The sequence below is a fragment of the Aquimarina callyspongiae genome (assembly GCF_034322225.1).
In the GTDB taxonomy this organism is placed as follows: Bacteria; Bacteroidota; Bacteroidia; order Flavobacteriales; family Flavobacteriaceae; genus Aquimarina.
The window spans coordinates 971,227-988,494 of sequence record NZ_JAXLPA010000001.1; the positions used below are offsets into that span (position 1 = coordinate 971,227).

At 31.8% G+C, this 17,268-nt stretch carries 16 protein-coding genes; 11 read left to right on the forward strand and 5 right to left on the reverse strand.

The window, feature by feature from the left end:
* Nucleotide 1: 1 nt before the first annotated feature.
* Nucleotides 2-2,338 carry a beta-glucosidase BglX gene (gene bglX / locus U0D62_RS04065; protein WP_322194035.1) on the reverse strand — a complete coding sequence of 779 codons (2,337 nt, stop codon included), beginning with the start codon at nt 2,336-2,338 and terminating at the stop codon, nt 2-4.
* Nucleotides 2,339-2,929: 591 nt separating this feature from the next.
* Here bglX and U0D62_RS04070 point away from each other — a divergent pair.
* The 6 genes from U0D62_RS04070 to arsM all read left to right on the forward strand — a co-directional run bounded on the left by U0D62_RS04070 (nt 2,930) and on the right by arsM (nt 7,499).
* Nucleotides 2,930-3,265: an arsenosugar biosynthesis-associated peroxidase-like protein gene (locus U0D62_RS04070; RefSeq protein ID WP_322194036.1), complete on the forward strand. Its 336-nt coding sequence runs from the start codon at nt 2,930-2,932 to the stop codon at nt 3,263-3,265.
* A gap of 64 nt (nt 3,266-3,329) precedes the next feature.
* Nucleotides 3,330-4,397 (forward strand): arsenosugar biosynthesis radical SAM (seleno)protein ArsS, encoded by a 1,068-nt coding sequence (arsS, locus tag U0D62_RS04075; RefSeq protein ID WP_322194037.1) that lies wholly within the window; start codon nt 3,330-3,332, stop codon nt 4,395-4,397.
* Between the two features lie 48 nt (nt 4,398-4,445).
* On the forward strand, nt 4,446-4,937 hold the full coding sequence (locus U0D62_RS04080; RefSeq protein WP_322194038.1) for a rhodanese-like domain-containing protein: 492 nt from the start codon (nt 4,446-4,448) through the stop codon (nt 4,935-4,937).
* A gap of 96 nt (nt 4,938-5,033) precedes the next feature.
* Nucleotides 5,034-5,621 carry a TIGR04282 family arsenosugar biosynthesis glycosyltransferase gene (locus U0D62_RS04085; RefSeq protein ID WP_416135536.1) on the forward strand — a complete coding sequence of 196 codons (588 nt, stop codon included), beginning with the start codon at nt 5,034-5,036 and terminating at the stop codon, nt 5,619-5,621.
* Entirely contained in the window at nt 5,618-6,433 is an 816-nt protein-coding gene (locus U0D62_RS04090) for a purine-nucleoside phosphorylase (protein WP_322194040.1), read from the forward strand. Before U0D62_RS04085 ends, U0D62_RS04090 begins: the two co-directional genes overlap by 4 nt.
* Before the next feature lie 97 nt (nt 6,434-6,530).
* On the forward strand, nt 6,531-7,499 hold the full coding sequence (gene arsM, locus U0D62_RS04095; RefSeq protein ID WP_322194042.1) for an arsenosugar biosynthesis arsenite methyltransferase ArsM: 969 nt from the start codon (nt 6,531-6,533) through the stop codon (nt 7,497-7,499).
* A 140-nt stretch (nt 7,500-7,639) separates the two neighbouring features.
* Here the strand turns inward: arsM and U0D62_RS04100 are convergent, their stop codons facing one another.
* Nucleotides 7,640-8,863: an NADH:flavin oxidoreductase/NADH oxidase family protein gene (locus U0D62_RS04100; protein ID WP_322194043.1), complete on the reverse strand. Its 1,224-nt coding sequence runs from the start codon at nt 8,861-8,863 to the stop codon at nt 7,640-7,642.
* 264 nt (nt 8,864-9,127) lie between these two features.
* On the opposite strand from U0D62_RS04100, the gene U0D62_RS04105 reads away from it, so the two are divergent.
* From U0D62_RS04105 to U0D62_RS04125, 5 genes are all read left to right on the forward strand, one after another.
* Nucleotides 9,128-9,847: a DUF547 domain-containing protein gene (locus U0D62_RS04105; RefSeq protein WP_322194044.1), complete on the forward strand. Its 720-nt coding sequence runs from the start codon at nt 9,128-9,130 to the stop codon at nt 9,845-9,847.
* A gap of 212 nt (nt 9,848-10,059) precedes the next feature.
* Nucleotides 10,060-10,950 (forward strand): DUF547 domain-containing protein, encoded by an 891-nt coding sequence (locus U0D62_RS04110; RefSeq protein ID WP_322194045.1) that lies wholly within the window; start codon nt 10,060-10,062, stop codon nt 10,948-10,950.
* A gap of 343 nt (nt 10,951-11,293) precedes the next feature.
* A complete protein-coding gene (locus U0D62_RS04115) occupies nt 11,294-12,007 on the forward strand; it encodes a DUF547 domain-containing protein (RefSeq protein ID WP_322194046.1) in 714 nt (237 codons plus the stop codon).
* A 28-nt stretch (nt 12,008-12,035) separates the two neighbouring features.
* Nucleotides 12,036-12,749: a TIGR04283 family arsenosugar biosynthesis glycosyltransferase gene (locus U0D62_RS04120; protein WP_322194049.1), complete on the forward strand. Its 714-nt coding sequence runs from the start codon at nt 12,036-12,038 to the stop codon at nt 12,747-12,749.
* A gap of 72 nt (nt 12,750-12,821) precedes the next feature.
* The gene (locus tag U0D62_RS04125; protein ID WP_322194050.1) at nt 12,822-13,688 is read left to right on the forward strand and encodes a helix-turn-helix domain-containing protein; all 867 of its coding nucleotides are present in this window, start codon (nt 12,822-12,824) and stop codon (nt 13,686-13,688) included.
* Between the two features lie 575 nt (nt 13,689-14,263).
* Here the strand turns inward: U0D62_RS04125 and U0D62_RS04130 are convergent.
* The 3 genes from U0D62_RS04130 to U0D62_RS04140 form a co-directional block, all read right to left on the reverse strand.
* Entirely contained in the window at nt 14,264-15,241 is a 978-nt protein-coding gene (locus U0D62_RS04130) for an alpha/beta fold hydrolase (protein ID WP_322194051.1), read from the reverse strand.
* A gap of 66 nt (nt 15,242-15,307) precedes the next feature.
* Complete coding sequence (locus U0D62_RS04135; RefSeq protein WP_322194053.1) at nt 15,308-15,868, reverse strand: TetR/AcrR family transcriptional regulator; 561 nt, start codon at nt 15,866-15,868, stop codon at nt 15,308-15,310.
* Between the two features lie 90 nt (nt 15,869-15,958).
* Complete coding sequence (locus tag U0D62_RS04140) at nt 15,959-17,224, reverse strand: POTRA domain-containing protein (RefSeq protein WP_322194055.1); 1,266 nt, start codon at nt 17,222-17,224, stop codon at nt 15,959-15,961.
* Nucleotides 17,225-17,268: the final 44 nt, after the last annotated feature.

Consider the following 17,268-nt stretch of genomic DNA (forward strand, 5'->3'; position numbering starts at 1 on the left):
TTTATTTTTTAAAAGAAAAATTTGATTCGAGTTTTGTTTCCGAACTTCCTCCTACAAATATTTTAAAATCTCCAGGTTCAGCTTCCCACTTTTTATTTGCTGTGTAAAAGTGTATTGTTTTTTCATCAATAGTAAAAGTCACTGTTTCACTTTTCCCCGGATCAAGTTCTATTAATTCGAAACCTTTTAATTCTTTTACCGGTCTTGTGATGCTTCCCACAAGATCTCTTATATAAAGTTGAACGATTTCTCTTCCTTTTCGTTCACCCGTATTTGTTATCGTAACTGAAGCTTTAATATTTCCTCCTTTAGAAAAAGATGATTTACTAAGAACAAGGTTTTTATATTCAAAAGTTGTATAACTTAACCCATGTCCAAAAGGAAATAAAGGGTCATTTTTCTCATCTGTATAATGTGACCAAAATACCATGCCATCAGGATTGGATGGTCTTCCGGTATTCTTTGCATTATAATACAACGGAAGCTGCCCCACGTGTCTTGGAAAAGATACAGGTAGTTTACCAGAAGGATTGTAATCCCCAAATAAAACATCTGCAATAGCATTTCCTGATTCAGAACCCAAATGCCAAGTCTCAACAATAGCTGGAACTTTTTCTGCAATATTTGTTATTGCAAGTGGACGACCATTCATTAGAACTACTATGATATTCTTGTTTACTGCATAAACTGCTTTAAAAAGTTCTTTTTGTGGTTTTGTAAGTTCTATATCCACCTGGCTTCTTGCTTCGCCTGATTGAAAAGCTTCTTCACCTATAGCTAATAAAACTATTTCAGATTCTTTGGCAACTTGTACTGCTTCAGGAATTCCTGTTAAATCATCTCGATTTACCTTTAGTTCTCGAATAAATTCTCTTTTCCCAACACCAAGTTCAACTCCTTTAGCATAGTTTATCTTTACACTCTTATCAACCGCATTCTTTACTCCTTCTAATAGAGAAACTGCAGAGTTTGGAGTTGCTAATCCTCTCCAGCTACCTATAGGTGAATCTTTATCATCTGCCAGAGATCCGATAACTGCAATACTTTTTATATTCTTTTTAAGCGGTAAGGTATTAGCATCGTTTTTTAACAATACTATTGATTTTCTAGCGGCATCTCTTGAAGCCTCAAGGTGTTCTTTGGTATAAATACTATTTTTTTCTCTTTCTTCATTACTATACTTATAGGGATCATCAAACAAACCTAATTTAAATTTAACCCGAAGTACTCTCTTTACAGCTTGATCAATTAGTTTTTCATCTATTTTTTGGTCTTTTACCAGTTGTTCTAATCCCGCCTCATAGGCTCTTCCTTCCATATCCATATCATTTCCCGCTATAATAGCTCTTTCTGCGGCTTGCACTTTATCTTTTACATATCCGTGAAACACCATTTCTGCTATTGAGGCCCAATCAGACACTATAAATCCATCCCAATTCCAGGTATTCTTTAAAATATCTCTTTGTAATTCTTTATGAGCTGTAGCCGGTATACCGTCTATTTCATTGAAGGAGCTCATCATTGTAGCAACTCCAGCATCAACTGCTGCTTTAAACGGAGGTAATACGGTATTATGTAGCTCATATTCTCCAATACTCACCGTATTGTAATCTCTTCCGCCTTCAGCAAATCCATATGCTGCAAAATGCTTGGCACACGCTGCTAACGTATTATGTTTAGAGAGATCATTACCCTGAAATCCTTTTATTCTGGCAACTGCAATTTTAGAACCTAGAAAAGGATCTTCACCTGCTCCTTCCATCACTCTGCCCCATCTTGCATCTCTTGAAATATCGACCATAGGTCCAAAAGCCCAATTAATTCCAGAAGACGTTGCTTCTTTGGCAGCAATAGATGCCGATTTTGTAATCGCATCCAGGTCCCAACTTGCACTTTCTCCCAATGGAATTGGAAATATAGTTTTAAAGCCATGAATGACATCATACCCAAAAAGTAATGGGATCTTAAGTCGTGACTCTGTCATAACCATACGTTGCAATTCCTTTGTTGTTTCCACAGAAGTTGCATTGAGGATAGCTCCTACTTCTCCTTCTTTAAGTTTTTCATACTTTTCTCTTCCCCCAACATCTGATGGTGGTCCAGTTACACCCCAACTATGATTGTATAATACTAATTGTCCTACTTTTTCTTTAATCGTCATTAAAGAAAGTACAGAATCTACTTTATTCTCTATAATTTCGTTCGTACGAACATCAGTAGTGTTTTGAGAAAACGAATTCATCGAGTTAAACATTACAATTCCTATAAAGAAGAGAAATCCATCCTTACCACTCTTTTTTAATCTTCTACTTAAAGATCTTAAATAACTATGTATCATTTTCTTATGTTTTCAAAAAATTGAATTCGACCACTATTGATTTAATCTATACTTCTTCTTCTCAAAATTACAATAACAACTTGTTAAAAGTAATAAGTATAGTCTCTGAACATTGTATATACAGTTATACGAAGAGAGTTTCAGGGGTACATGATTTAATCACAATGAATTGATATTCAGTATAATAACACATATCAGATTTATGAAATGAGAAAGAGTTATGATATTAATTGAAAGTTTATTGTATAGATTTTGTAAATATTAATTTACTCTATTATTATAGTTATTATACTGTTTTAAGAGTCATATTTCTTATCACTATGTATTATTACTTCTTTTCTTTAAGAGATAATATGGCTGTCTTCGATTTAACAACTGAGATTAACTTGTGAGGCACTAGTATGATTATAACCAGTAATATCCCTTTGTTGAATTAATAAAAAAATCTTAATTATTATCGTTATACTTTTATTTTATCCTCATATTAAGGATTTTAGTTTTTTATTTAAATAAAATAACTTTAATTGTAATTCAAGACATACTTTTAACGACCAAGTTAAATGTATGTAATCTAAAAAAACATATACAATCATGTCAAAATCATATTATGACCCTTCTGATCTTAGAAAATTTGGTAAAATCACAGAATGGAGTGAAGAGCTAGGTACAAAATTCTTTGATTATTATGGAAAAGTATTTGAGGAAGGTGCATTAAGTGCTCGTGAGAAGTCACTAATTGCACTTGCTGTTTCTCACGTAGTTAAATGTCCTTATTGCATTGATGCTTACACAAAAGATGGTCTGCAACGGGGAATCACTAAAGAAGAAATGATGGAAGCTGTACATGCGGGTGCTGCTATTGAAAGTGGTGCTACTTTGGTTCACGGTGTACAAATGATGAACAAATATGAAAAACTATCTATGTAATTTGATCTTTAATTATATATTTCAATACATAGGCGGGTTCAAAAATTCAATTTAGCAAAGGAAAATGTCAGAAGTTAAAAAAAAACAATCCCTACATAAGCGCAATGATCAATTAGCAGATGCGCATAGGCAGTTAGAAATCCTTAATAACGGAATTTTTGCGAATGGTGAATTGCCAAAATTTGCTGATAAAATTGCAGAAATAGGTCATTCTCCTCTTCGACCTAAGAAACTGGAAATCTTACAAATCAATGTTGGATATATGTGTAACCAGGTTTGTGAACATTGCCACGTGGATGCTGGTCCGGATCGTAAAGAAATCATGACCAAAGAGACTATGCAACAATGTCTTGATGTCATAAAAAAAACAGGAGCACATACATTGGATTTAACTGGCGGAGCACCCGAAATGAACCCAAATTTTAGATGGTTTGTTGAAGAAGCAAGTAAAGCAGGAATTAAAGATTTTATTGTTCGTAGTAATTTAACCATTATAAGAGCAAATAAAAAGTACTATGATCTTCCTGATTTCTTTAAGAAGCACAATGTACATGTAGTTTCTTCAATGCCACATTGGACTCGTGGAAAAACGGATAAGCAACGAGGTGATGGTGTTTTTGATAAATCTATAAAAGCATTACAAGAGCTTAACGAGCGTGGTTATGGTATGCCAGATAGTGATTTACGATTGGATTTAGTTTACAATCCTTCTGGAGCATTTTTACCAGGCGATCAGATGGCAATGGAAAAAGATTTCAAAAAAGCACTATTAGAAGATTTTGGAATTCAATTTCATAATCTTTTTGCAATTACTAATTTGCCTATTAGCAGATTCTTAGACTATTTGATTGCATCAGAAAATTATGAAGATTATATGTATGCATTGGTAGAAGCATACAATCCTGCTGCGGTAGCGAATGTAATGTGCACTAATACTATTTCTATAAGTTGGGATGGCTGGTTATACGATTGCGATTTTAACCAAATGCTTGGTCTTAAAGTTGCTAGCAAAGTCAAGCATATTAGTGAATATAACGAAGAATTATTGCAAAACAGAAATATTGTAATCTCACAACATTGTTATGGATGTACGGCAGGAGCAGGAAGTAGCTGTCAGGGAACAGTAGCATAATCTAAAGTTCTAGATTTTTCAACACTTTCTGGACATTTTAAAAGAAAAATGAAAATTAGAATACTTTATATATTCTTAGTAATATCTCAAATAAATAGTGCTCAGAACTCCTTAAAAGAGTTATTAGCCACATATAATGACGAAACGATTCCGTACATCTCGGTACAAAAATTAAAAAGCATACAAACCAAGGTAGTTTTATTGGATGCCAGAGAAAAGAAAGAATTTGATGTTAGTCATATTAAAAATGCTATTTATGTAGGTTATGATCATTTTGACATTAATGATATTACAAACTTAAATCTTTCCAAAGAATCCACTATAGTCGTATATTGCAGTCTTGGAGTACGTTCTGAAGATATATCCAAAAAACTTAAAAAAGTTGGGTATCATAAAATATACAATCTTTATGGAGGTATTTTTGAATGGAAAAACAACGACAACCAAATAATAAATAATAAAGGAGAAACCACAGAAGAAGTTCATATCTATTCTAAACAATGGGAAAAATGGTTACACAAAGGAAAAAAAGTGCATTAGTCCATTTTTAGACACAAGAAAAAACTTTATGTTTTTCTCTTTTACAAAAACCAAAATTTTATAAAGCATTTGAAAGAAGAAGATAAAAACCTACTAATGATCTTTACCCGTAACCCAGAGTTAGGTAAATGCAAAACCAGATTAGCAGCCACAGTTGGAGATCAAACCGCTTTAGATATTTATCAATTTTTATTAAAACACACCGTTTCTATTACTCAAGATTTAGCCGTCAATAAAGAAGTACATTATTCTACTCAAATAAATGAAAACGATCTGTGGGATTCTAATATCTATGATAAAAAAAAGCAACTAGGAGAAGATTTAGGAAAACGAATGGAATATGCCTTTTCTGAAGGTTTTAAAAAAGGCTATCAAAATATCATCATTATTGGTAGTGATATGTATGACTTAAACCAAAACGATTTTGAAAAGGCCTTTAAAGCCTTAGAAAATCATGAATATGTTATTGGTCCTGCAGAGGATGGAGGGTATTATTTATTAGGAATGAAATCCTTAAATTCACATATCTTTAAATCCAAAGCTTGGGGTACCTCGACAGTATTAAAAGATACTTTAAAAGATCTAGAACATCAAAATATCAAATTATTAGAAGAGCGAAACGATGTCGATGTTTATGACGACATTAAAGACATAGAAGCTTTTCAAAAGTTTTTACACATATGATTAAATATATTAAAGAAACTACAGAATATCTTCAGGAAAAAGGATTTGAAAATCCGGAGATCGGTATTATTTTAGGTACAGGTTTGGGAAAACTTATTGATGAAATAGACATCATAAAAGAAGTTAGTTATAACCACATACCTAATTTTCCAACCGCCACAGTAGAGTTTCATAAAGGAAAACTTATTTACGGAAAACTTGAAGGAAAAACCGTTGTTGTAATGCAAGGACGTTTTCATCTTTATGAGGGGTACTCTCTACAAGATGTAACATATCCGGTACGTATAATGCGCGAATTGGGAATTAAAACGCTTTTAGTTTCAAATGCTTCGGGAGCTATTAATCTAGAATTCAAAAAAGGTGAATTGATGCTTATCGAAGATCATATAAATCTTCAAGGAGGTTCACCATTGGCTTTTAAAGGAGTAGAGCAGTTAGGAAGTCGCTTTACTGATATGAGCGCACCTTATGATGTAGATATTAATGCTAAATTAATATCCATTGCCAAAGAAAATAATGTTAATCTACATAAAGGAGTATATGTTTCTGTAGTTGGTCCTCAATTAGAAACCAGGGCAGAATATCGTTACTTAAAAATAATAGGTGCTGATGCAGTAGGAATGAGTACTGTGCCAGAAGTTATCGTTGCTAACCATCTTGACCTGCCCGTTGCTGCAGTATCTGTATTGACGGATGAGTGTGATCCTGATCATCTGGAGCCTGTAAACATTGATGAAATTATTGCAATGGCAGGAAAAGCTGAGCCAAAAATGATTCTTTTATTCAAAGAATTAATCAAAACGTTAGGTTAGCAATACGTGAAAGTTTTACGTATACCTTTCGACTAAACATATTTATAACCCTAAAATAACTTATATTTCCAATTGTAAGGAAAGAAAAAAATAATTTATGAGCTATTTAGATACCACGCACGATGTATATAAAGAAGCAGCACTAACCCCTGATGTAGGCTTGTGCTGTACTACAAACCCGATATGGGAATTACCTGGTCTTAAAATTCCTAAGATCATGCAAGAAATGAATTATGGATGTGGTAGTACGGTAAACGCGAGAGATTTAACTAACAGCCCTAAAGTTTTATACGTAGGTGTTGGAGGGGGAATGGAACTTTTACAATTCTCATACTTTTCTCGTCAAAAAGCAGGAGTAATCGGTGTTGATGTAGTAGATGAAATGCTGGAAGCTTCTCGTAAGAATTTTAAAATCGCAGAAACTCAAAACGATTGGTTCAAGAGTGAATTTGTTGATTTAAGGTATGGCGATGCACTTAACCTTCCTGTAGAAGACAACAGTATCGATGTTGCAGCTCAAAATTGCTTATTTAACATCTTTAAAGCAGATGATTTAAGAAAAGCAATTGAAGAGATGTATCGTGTTCTTAAACCTCACGGTAGATTAGTAATGAGTGATCCTACTTGTGAGCAACCAATGAATGACACGTTACGTAATGATGAACGCCTTAGAGCATTATGTTTAAGTGGTAGCTTACCAATTTCTGAATATGTAAAAGCATTGACAGATGTAGGTTTTGGTACTATAGAAATTAGAGCCAGAAAACCATACCGTATCCTGGATCCTAAAAACTATGATACAGATGAACTTATCTATATAGAATCTATAGAAGTTGCTGCAATCAAAGACCCTATGCCGCAAGATGGCCCTTGTGTTTTTACAGGTAAAGCCGCAATCTATTTTGGTGATGAAGATTATTTTGATGATAAAAAAGGACACGTATTGCTTAAAAACCAACCAATAGCAATATGTGACAAAACAGCCAATGCTCTTGCTGACCTGCAAAGAGATGATATTTTTATTAGTGAATCCACATATCATTATGATGGTGGTGGATGCTGTTAAGATAGATGGCTAACTAACTTTAATGCGGAAGTCGAAAGCAACATATTTGTTTTCGGCTTCTATTTTTAAAGGACCTCTAAGCAAATAAAACTAGTTTAGAATAATAATACATCAAGTAGCTAAAGGTTCCATAATGAAATTTAAGCACCTATTTTATTTGCCATTGCCTTTTTAAACTCATAAATGACCAAAAACATTGAACACCACAACGGACTCATATTAGTTTTCAATCCTTTTCCTTTTGAGAACCGTATTAGTTGTCGTGCATAAAAACCTCCTTCTGCGGCATCTTCAAATTGTTTCAATCCAGTTCTCAATACTAAATTCTCTAATACAGGTATCTCTCCTTTCAAAAACCCAGTGATATCTTTTCTATTAGTAATAAATGGTCGCGCCATGCCGATCAAATCAACTTCTCCATTTTGCAAAACTTCGTTACAGAAACCATAGGATCTAAACCCTCCGGTAATCATAAGTGGTAATGTACTTATTGCTCGAATCTTTTTTGCAAAATCAATAAAATATGCTTCTCTTCTTTTTGTGCTTTCTTTGAGAGAAGAACCTTCTTCATTCATTAAAAAAAACGCTAATTTCTCATATGTTCCTCCAGATATCTCCAATAAATCAATTTTCTCTTCATCTAACATTCTAACAACCTCTAGTGACTCCTCTTCTGTAAATCCTCCTTTTTGAAAATCTGCCGAATTAAGCTTTACAGAAATCGGAAAACTCGGTCCAACCGCATTGCGTACACTTCTTATAATAGTCAGTAATAAACGACTTCGATTCTCTAAACTACCACCCCATTGATCCGTTCTTATATTTGTATTAGGTGATAAAAACTGACTCAATAAATACCCATGCGCAGCATGAATCTGTACACCAGTAAACCCAGCTTCTTTGGCAATTTTTGACGCTTTTACAAAACCCCTTATTACTTTTTGAATATCTTCTTCTCCCATAGCTTTGGGTTTTCCAAAAAGCCCCATCTTTTTGAGCTGTATTTCTGAAGGGGCTAAGGGTCTTGAAGCGTTGAATTTATTAGTTTGTCTTCCTGAATGCGAAATTTGTACCCAAGCGTGATTATCACAATATGTAGCCGCTTTTGCCCAGGATCTAAGCTTAGGTAACATCTTTTCATCATTAAAACATACATTTCCTGCAGATTCAAGATGTTTTTTATCTATAACCACGTTACCTGTAATTAATAATCCAGCTCCTGTTTTTGACCAATCTTGGTATAATTTTTCGTGACCAGCTGTTGACTCGAATTTTTTGTTACTAATTCTTTCGGTCATAGCTGATTTTACTATTCTATTCTTCAGCGTTATACCACAAGGCAATTTCAATTCTGTACTAATCATATTAAAATAGTTCGATTACAATGATACATATTCTAATTGTATTGCACAATCAAAAAAACAAAGACTCTATTGCAAAGTCAATAAATATTTTTGAACAGTTTAATTAGGGTATTTTTCCAAAAAAAATGATAAAATCATTGTAAATATTGTATTAAATCGGATAATTACGTATTTTGTCGATTGTTTATTTATATTTAGAATATCGGTTTTGTGAAAAAATATTACTTTTATTATACTCTTAAAAACCACAAAAAACAGCCTCAAATGATTAAAATAACCAAGTCTAGTCTATTAACATACATCACACTTATGTTACTATGTATCAGCGGGAAAGCACAAAATGCTCCTGATCATGCTATTTTAGATCAAATTCTCGTTCTTAATGTATCAGAGGACGGAAAAGTAGATTATGAAGGAATTATGAAGGACAGTTCTTTATTCTATAAATATTTTATGCACTTATCAGAAAACCCTCCTACTGAGCAATGGAATAAAGAAGAAAAGTTAGCTTATTGGGTTAATGCATATAACGCTATTGCTTTAAAGATGATTATAGATAATTATCCTGTTGAAAGTATTAATGACTTACATGATCCTTGGAAACAGCGGTTCTTCAAGATTAATGGAAAAAAATATTGTCTTGATGAGATCGAGCATCAAATTTTAAGAAAAATGAACGAGCCAAGAATTCATTTTTTGATCAATTGTGCTGCCAATTCTTCTCCAAGGCTTTTAAATATGGCATATACACCAGAGAATATTAATGATGCTTTGGAAAACATGACCAAAGAATTTATCAACGATCCTTCAAAAAATATTATTACAGACAAAAAAGTTAGCCTTTCTCAAATATTCGAGTGGTATAAAGACGATTTTAATAATGGCGAAGTAGTTTCCTTTATTAATGAATATTCTGATGTGAAAATTGAAAAAGTACCAAGAAAATCATACAAACCTTATGATTGGAAATTAAACAAACAATAATAGAATAGAGTCTTATCAAAATTAAACTCACTCTTTGGGATCATAAAACGCTTATAAGTCATAAGTTAAAACACTATTATATCTTATATATAACCTATTTCTCTTTATGCAAAGGATTTTTCAATTTTAGATAGTGGTACACATTTTGGTTAAAACTAATTAACCCTGTAAAAGATGTAATCAAATAAAAAGCATCTCAAATTAAAAAAACTATGAGAAATATATTTTTGTTTTTAATAATATCATTGTTTTTTGCTTGTGGCGGAAGTAAGGAAATAATTAAAACCACTCAAACTAATCAAAATCCTCAGAATGTTTCAGAGTCAGAAATATCAGAATCTCCACAAGTAATTGATAAACCAATAGAAGAAACTCCTGTAGAAGAAAAAATAATTGAAGAACCATCTGAAATTACTGAAACAGCTATTGAATCAAAAGAAACATTAGAAGTAGAGACAAAAGAAGCTTTTGATCATAACTCCTGGAATGATTTATTAAAGAAATACGTAGCTATTGATGGTACTGTAAACTATAAAGGTTTTAAGCGGGATAGATCTTTTAAAAACTATCTCAGTTTATTATCAGAAAACATCCCTGATGAAACCTGGACAAAAGAAGATAAATTAGCTTATTGGATGAACGCGTATAACGCTTTTACAATTAAACTAATAATCAATAATTACCCCTTAAAAAGTATCAAAGATATTAATGAGCCCTGGGATCTCAGGTTTTTTAAACTAGGTAAAAAATGGTACACTCTTAATGATTTAGAACATAGGATATTAAGAAAAATGGGGGATCCCAGAATTCATTTTGGAATCAATTGCGCCTCATTTTCCTGTCCTCCACTGCTCAACAAAGCCTTTACTGCCCAAAATGTGGATCAGGAATTAGAGAAGTTAGCTGTTACATTTATTAATGATTCTAAACGCAATATAATAAGTACAAATAGCATAAAAATTTCTAAGATTTTTAGTTGGTTCGCAAAGGATTTTAAAACTAAAGGTTCGCTAATCGATTTTCTTAATACCTATTCAAAAATCAGGATAAAGGATAATGCCTCAATAAGTTATAAAACATATGATTGGAATTTGAACGAATAAAAAGTATCATAATCCTGATTTTTTTTAGTGAATGACTTTTTTTACTCTAAAAGATTAAAAAAATCATATATGTTGCCAGGATTAACATCAAAGCATTGATTATATTAAAAATTTAACGTTAAAACACTTACTATCAATGTTTTATTGTTGAATTTATTTTGCTTCAATACCCATTATTCAATCATAATTATCTTCAAAAAATAAGAATTCCTTTCTATTTATCTGTAAGTTCATTTCTTAATTCTCTACTAAAAACTAAATAATTGGATATACAAACCTACAACCCAACTTAAAAACTTGGATAATAATAAAAAAAGTTAAATAACAAACTATTAGGAAAAAAATGAAAGCTCCAAAATTTATAGCAATCTTGTTGATACTATTATCTTATAGTCAAACACAGGCCCAGAATACTTTTGATCACTCTACCTGGGATCAGGCGTTAATATTAAATGTAACAGATGATGGAAAAGTAAACTATAATGGGTTCATGAGAGATAGTTCTCAATTATACACTTATTTTACTCAACTATCAGATAATCCACCTACTGAGCAATGGAGTAAAGAAGAAAAATTAGCATATTGGATTAATGCCTATAATGCTTATACTATAAAATTAATTATAGATAGTTATCCTTTAAAAAGTATTAAAGACATCAAAGATCCTTGGGATAAGAAATTTTTCAAGATCAATGGAGAATGGTATAGCTTAAACGATCTTGAACATAAAATCTTAAGAAAATTAAATGATCCTAGAATTCATTTTGCAATTAATTGCGCTTCTTTTTCTTGTCCTATTGTATGGAACAGAGCATATACCGGAGAAAATGTTGATCAAGCTTTAGATGATCAAACAAGAAGGTTCATTAATGATCCTGTTAGAAATACCATTACAGCAGAAGTTGTAGAAGTATCTAAAATATTTTCCTGGTTCAAAAAAGATTTTAGAGTTGATGGTAGTGATGCAAAAGCATTTATTAATAAATATTCTAACGTTAAGATTGACAAGCAACCCAAAAAAGGATATAAAAAATATGATTGGAGTTTAAATGAATAATTTTATAGTTTAGCACAAAATTATAAAGTTGAAAATATCTATTATCATCCCAATTCTTAATGAAGCAGCTACTATGCGTATGCTGCTTTTACATTTAATACAAGTTGCCTATCAAAAAGAAAATATAGCTGATATATTAGTTGTAGATGGAGGAAGTAACGATGGGTCACAAGAATTGATAAAAGAAATTTCTTCTGATTATGATGATGGATTAATAAAGCTAATCCATTCTGAAAAAGGTCGGGCTCGACAAATGAATACAGGTGCCAAATCGGCAAATGGTGAAATTCTATATTTCCTGCACGCAGACTCGCTTCCACCCAAAGAATACGATAGATTCATCATTCAAGAAGTACAGAAAGGAAATGAAGCTGGTTGTTTTAGAATGAAATTTGATTCAAGACACTGGTGGTTACGATTTTTAGGGTGGTTAACTCAGTTTGAGAGTAAACGCTGTAGAGGTGGAGATCAAAGTCAATTTATTACAGCTTCGTTATTTGATGAAATCGATGGTTACGATGAAGCCTATATTGTATATGAAGATAATGACCTAGTTGATCGTCTTTTTGCCATGAATAAATTTGTTATTATACCCGAGTATGTAATAACTTCTGCAAGACGTTACAGAGAAATTGGTGTTTGGCGTTTGCAATATCATTTTCTAAATATCCATATGAGAAGATGGATGGGAGCCTCGTCAGAAGATCTGTATCGATATTATAAAGAAAAGGTTGTATCCTGATTTTTGACCGAAAATCACTACTTTTAATAAAAAGCTATATTTAGAAATAAGACATCTGGGTAGTTTTAAATTATGAAAGTAGTACCTCAAGCATTTTATAAACATCCTAATATTGAGAAAATTTTTGTCGACGGGCTTTCTTGTGTTATTCTTAAAAGAACACAATCTGCCGATCTCCAAAACGAACGTTATCTAGGCGCTCACGCATTAACCTTAGTGTTAAATGGAGCCTTGCGCGTAGAAAGTTCTGAAGGAAGTCTTACTACTGCACAAAAAAATCAAATGTTATTCTTACCTAAAGGATTGTATATGATTTCTGATGTGATTCCAAAAAATGAATCTTTTGATGCAGTTGTTTTCTTTTTTGACCAAGAAATCATAGATGAATTCCTTATTAATTTTGAAGATACATCACTTCAAGAAATTAAAGGTGTATTAACAATACTATACAATCAGAATCTCAGGCTATTTGTAGATTCTTTACTTACGCTTTATAAAGGAAAACATCAAAATCAGTTTACAAAACCTAAATTATTAGAACTATTACATCTCATAAGTATTTCTGAAGAAGGTCAGACATTTATACATCATTTAAAAGCATTAAAAAGTAGAGAACGTAAAAATATTAAGAGGTTTATGTCTGATAACTATCACAAACCACTAGATATTGAAGATTATGCTTATCTCACAGGAAGAAGTATCTCAACATTTAGAAGGGACTTTAAATCTAAATTTGGGATATCCCCAAAAAAATGGTTAATCCAGAAACGTCTCGAAAAAGCTGCTCATCTCCTTATCAAAAAAAATGATTCTGTGACTGATATTTCAACTCAAGTAGGTTATGAAAATACTTCTCACTTTATTAAAGCTTTTCATAAAAAATTTAATACCTCTCCCAAGCAATACCAAATAAAGTACCGTAAAAAAACCCTTATTTAATTCTAACAGAAAGAAACATTCTTTTTCTTTTAAAAACTTCCTGAAAATCATATAGATATAAAAATAGCACCATTTAAAATTAAGGTTAAGTTTAGAACCAATCTGAATATATCAAATAACAATTATTAGCTCAATTCGTTATTTTAAAGGATGGTTTACAAAACTTTTAATCAGATAAACCCTTGTTACACAATGATTTTATGCAAAAACAATATTTATTTTATGGGGAATTATCACTAAGTTTAACCATTCAGACACAAATCTTGAGTGTCTTTAAATGTTCAAGGAAATTCTATTCTTAAAACCTTAATTATGTTAAAAAACATTTTGAACCTTAAAAATGTTCAGAAATTGAACAAAAACGATCAAAAATTAATTCACGGTGGAAGGCGAGCAAATTGTCCTATCTACACTGCACAAAAATGTTTGTCTTGTGGTGGTCATCCACTACCAAATGGTTGCTGCTTAGGTACCATTCAAACTCACCAGTGTCTTACAGGGATTTTTGAATAATCTAATAAAAAAGGCTCCAATAAGTTTTGGAGCCTTTTTCTTTTCTTAAAATTATCTCTTATTTATTTGATCTTATTTCTCTTCAAAAATTTAAGAATATGGCTTGCAATTTCATCTCCTTTCTCTTCTAAAGCAAAATGTCCTGTATCTAATAAATGAAAATCTACTTTCTTTAAATCTCTCTTATATGGATGCGCTCCTGATGCTGGAAAAATTTCATCATTTTTACCCCATACAATTAATGTAGGTGGTTGATATTTCCTAAGATACTCTTGCCATTTTGGATATAGAGATATGTTTGTTCTATAATCATAAAACATGGCTAATTGTATTTCATTATTTTCATTTCGGGATAAATGTTGCAAATCAATTTGCCAATTATCAGGACTTATTTTATTTACCTCTTTTACACCATGAGTATATTGCCATTTAAGACCATCGATACTATGAAATCCTTCCAAAGCTTTTCCATTTTCCAGAGAAGGATCTTTCCAATATTTTTTTAGTGGTTTCCAAAAATCTGTTATTCCTTCTTCATATGCATTACCATTCTGAATGATTAGTGATTCTATTCTATCCGGATGTTTTGAAGCAATTCTAAACCCTACAGGAGCTCCATAATCCATTAGATAAACACTAAATTTATTGATGTTTAGCTTGTTTAAAAAACCTTCAACTATAATTGCCATATTATCAAATGTGTAATCAAATTCAGACATTAATGGTTGCTCTGATCTTCCAAATCCTGGATAATCCGGCGCCAAAACGTGATAATCATTAGCTAATTTTGGTATTAGATTCCTAAACATATGAGAAGATGTAGGGTATCCATGTAAAAGTAATATTGTAGGGTTCTCTCTGGATCCTGCTTCTCTATAAAATATGTCTAATTCATTTACTTCTATAGTTCTGTATTTGGTTGATGAATGTTGGGATTCTATAACTACATTGGTTATTTCATTTGTTTCTGCAAATACAGCAGTTGTTAATATAATAATTGCCAGTAATGCAATACCTCTTTTAATTTTTGTTGTTCTCATAGTTTTATGTTTTAGTTATTAATTTAATTACCGAACGTTCGGTAAAATATATATTCAAAAAAATATTTACTTAATATATAAATCCTTTATCTGTCCTATAGTAGAAATAAAAATACTATTATCAGACATTGCGTTGGTTATAACAAGACTACCTTGTATTTTAACCAGAACTTCTATAGCCTTTTTTGTTGCTTCTTCCTTATCAAATCCAAAATCCAACCCTAAATTGGTGAAATGTACTATCCATTGATTCATTTCCTTCTTTATTTCTTCTCCAAAAAATTGCATTCCTGATTCCATTGATAAAGATCTTAAAATACAAGTATCTTCTCCTTCACTATACAACTCTCTAATAACAGATAATCCCATATCTAATCTTTTTTCTGGAGATACCTCTTTGTTGTTCAATAATTCATATAGATTTTTCTGAAGCCATTCTGAAGAATAAGAAAGTACTGCCAGGCCTATTTCTTTTTTACCTTCTGGAAATCGATGATACAGACTTGCTTTTTTTAACCCAGCACCTTCTGCCAGTTCATTCAAACTCGCGCCTTCATAACCTTTTTCTCTAAAGACCTTATTCAGGCCTTCTATCAATTCTTTATCTTCGACTTTAACTGGTCTCATAACGATACAAATATAGAAAGATTAGGTTTTTTACCAAACGTTCGGTAATTAATTAACTCGATTTTAACGAATTACATTTTATAATGGAATCTAAAAGTATTGCCCTATTCCAAATACAAAACCATTAGTTGAATCGTCTGTGACTCCATACCCGTAATCGATTCTGAATATAGCATTAAATATGCGTTTATGCATAAAACGCAATCCAACACCAGGATATAATCTAAAATTTTGTGTATCTCCAAAATCTCCAAAATCTCCTCCAGGATTTCGCCAGCTACCGCCATCTATAAAAACATTACTTTGCAATACAAACCAATCTTTTTCATAGAGAGTATGTCTGTATTCTGTATTTAAAACGATAACCCCTGTTCCTCTATCAATTGTATTACCTACACCTCTAATATTTAAATTATTATCAACCGCAAAAGGGGCAAATGGAGAATCATCATTTGTAGCTAATCCCAAACGTAACCTTGAGGCCCAATTTCCTTTCTCACCGATTCTAGCGTAATATAAAAAGTCATTCCATCCAATTAAGAAATCAGGTAAAACGTTTTCTGTACTAATAACATATTGAAAATTAGCTATACTTCTAAATCCAGAAACATATTGATATTCATAATCCAGATTATTATATTCATAAATTAGCTTGTATAATAATTTATTGACATCAAAATCCTGTGGTATCCCTTCTCCTGTAGCGCCTCTTTTATACTCATAATCTTCATTAAAATAGTTGACACCCAACTCTATACGGTTCTGAAAATTAATCTGATATAGCCCTAAAACTTCATACGAAGTATTATTGTATTTATAATCTGCAGTACCATTATCTAAAAACACAGGTTCTTCTGTAGTCAGGCTTTGAAAATTAAGCGCCAATCCCAGGTTCTTATTAAATAAAAAAGGTGCTCTAAGGCTTAATCCATAAGAGCTATAAATATCATCTTGATAAAAACCTCCGAAAGTTATATTTTGCCCCAAAAGGTTAAATTCATATAACCCCACTCTAAAAGCAAATTCATCATTATTAGTTGTATACACATTTGCACTAGGGATAATAGTAAAGTTCTCTTCTATATTATAAAAAACATTATACTCTCCTTCTTTCTCAGCTTTAAATACCTGATAATATGCATGAGCCACAGAAGGCAATCTTTTTAATCGTTTAATATCCTGTTCTATCACCAACGAGTCCAAAATCATACCCGGCTTCACTTTGGCTATTTTCTTTACAAAAGAGGCCTTGGTCTTCTTATTACCTTGTACTTTAACATCAACCACTTTTGGTTCTTGAGCAAAACTGCAAAAAAACAAAAGTAACGCACATATAATTGATAATTTTCCTTGCATGAATTGTTTTATTTGTTTTTGAGGAATAAAGTTGATAATAAAAT

What these genes read in the sequence shown, in the direction of transcription:
- U0D62_RS04105 (WP_322194044.1), top strand. Translation starts at nt 9,128, where the DNA reads ATGATTAAAATAACCAAGTCTAGTCTATTAACATACATCACACTTATG.
- U0D62_RS04135 (WP_322194053.1), bottom strand. Translation starts at nt 15,868, where the DNA reads ATGAGACCAGTTAAAGTCGAAGATAAAGAATTGATAGAAGGCCTGAAT.
- arsS (WP_322194037.1), top strand. Translation starts at nt 3,330, where the DNA reads ATGTCAGAAGTTAAAAAAAAACAATCCCTACATAAGCGCAATGATCAA.
- U0D62_RS04080 (WP_322194038.1), top strand. Translation starts at nt 4,446, where the DNA reads ATGAAAATTAGAATACTTTATATATTCTTAGTAATATCTCAAATAAAT.
- bglX (WP_322194035.1), bottom strand. Translation starts at nt 2,338, where the DNA reads ATGATACATAGTTATTTAAGATCTTTAAGTAGAAGATTAAAAAAGAGT.
- U0D62_RS04100 (WP_322194043.1), bottom strand. Translation starts at nt 8,863, where the DNA reads ATGATTAGTACAGAATTGAAATTGCCTTGTGGTATAACGCTGAAGAAT.
- U0D62_RS04125 (WP_322194050.1), top strand. Translation starts at nt 12,822, where the DNA reads ATGAAAGTAGTACCTCAAGCATTTTATAAACATCCTAATATTGAGAAA.
- U0D62_RS04140 (WP_322194055.1), bottom strand. Translation starts at nt 17,224, where the DNA reads ATGCAAGGAAAATTATCAATTATATGTGCGTTACTTTTGTTTTTTTGC.
- arsM (WP_322194042.1), top strand. Translation starts at nt 6,531, where the DNA reads ATGAGCTATTTAGATACCACGCACGATGTATATAAAGAAGCAGCACTA.
- U0D62_RS04130 (WP_322194051.1), bottom strand. Translation starts at nt 15,241, where the DNA reads ATGAGAACAACAAAAATTAAAAGAGGTATTGCATTACTGGCAATTATT.
- U0D62_RS04115 (WP_322194046.1), top strand. Translation starts at nt 11,294, where the DNA reads ATGAAAGCTCCAAAATTTATAGCAATCTTGTTGATACTATTATCTTAT.
- U0D62_RS04070 (WP_322194036.1), top strand. Translation starts at nt 2,930, where the DNA reads ATGTCAAAATCATATTATGACCCTTCTGATCTTAGAAAATTTGGTAAA.
- U0D62_RS04085 (WP_416135536.1), top strand. Translation starts at nt 5,034, where the DNA reads ATGATCTTTACCCGTAACCCAGAGTTAGGTAAATGCAAAACCAGATTA.
- U0D62_RS04090 (WP_322194040.1), top strand. Translation starts at nt 5,618, where the DNA reads ATGATTAAATATATTAAAGAAACTACAGAATATCTTCAGGAAAAAGGA.
- U0D62_RS04110 (WP_322194045.1), top strand. Translation starts at nt 10,060, where the DNA reads ATGAGAAATATATTTTTGTTTTTAATAATATCATTGTTTTTTGCTTGT.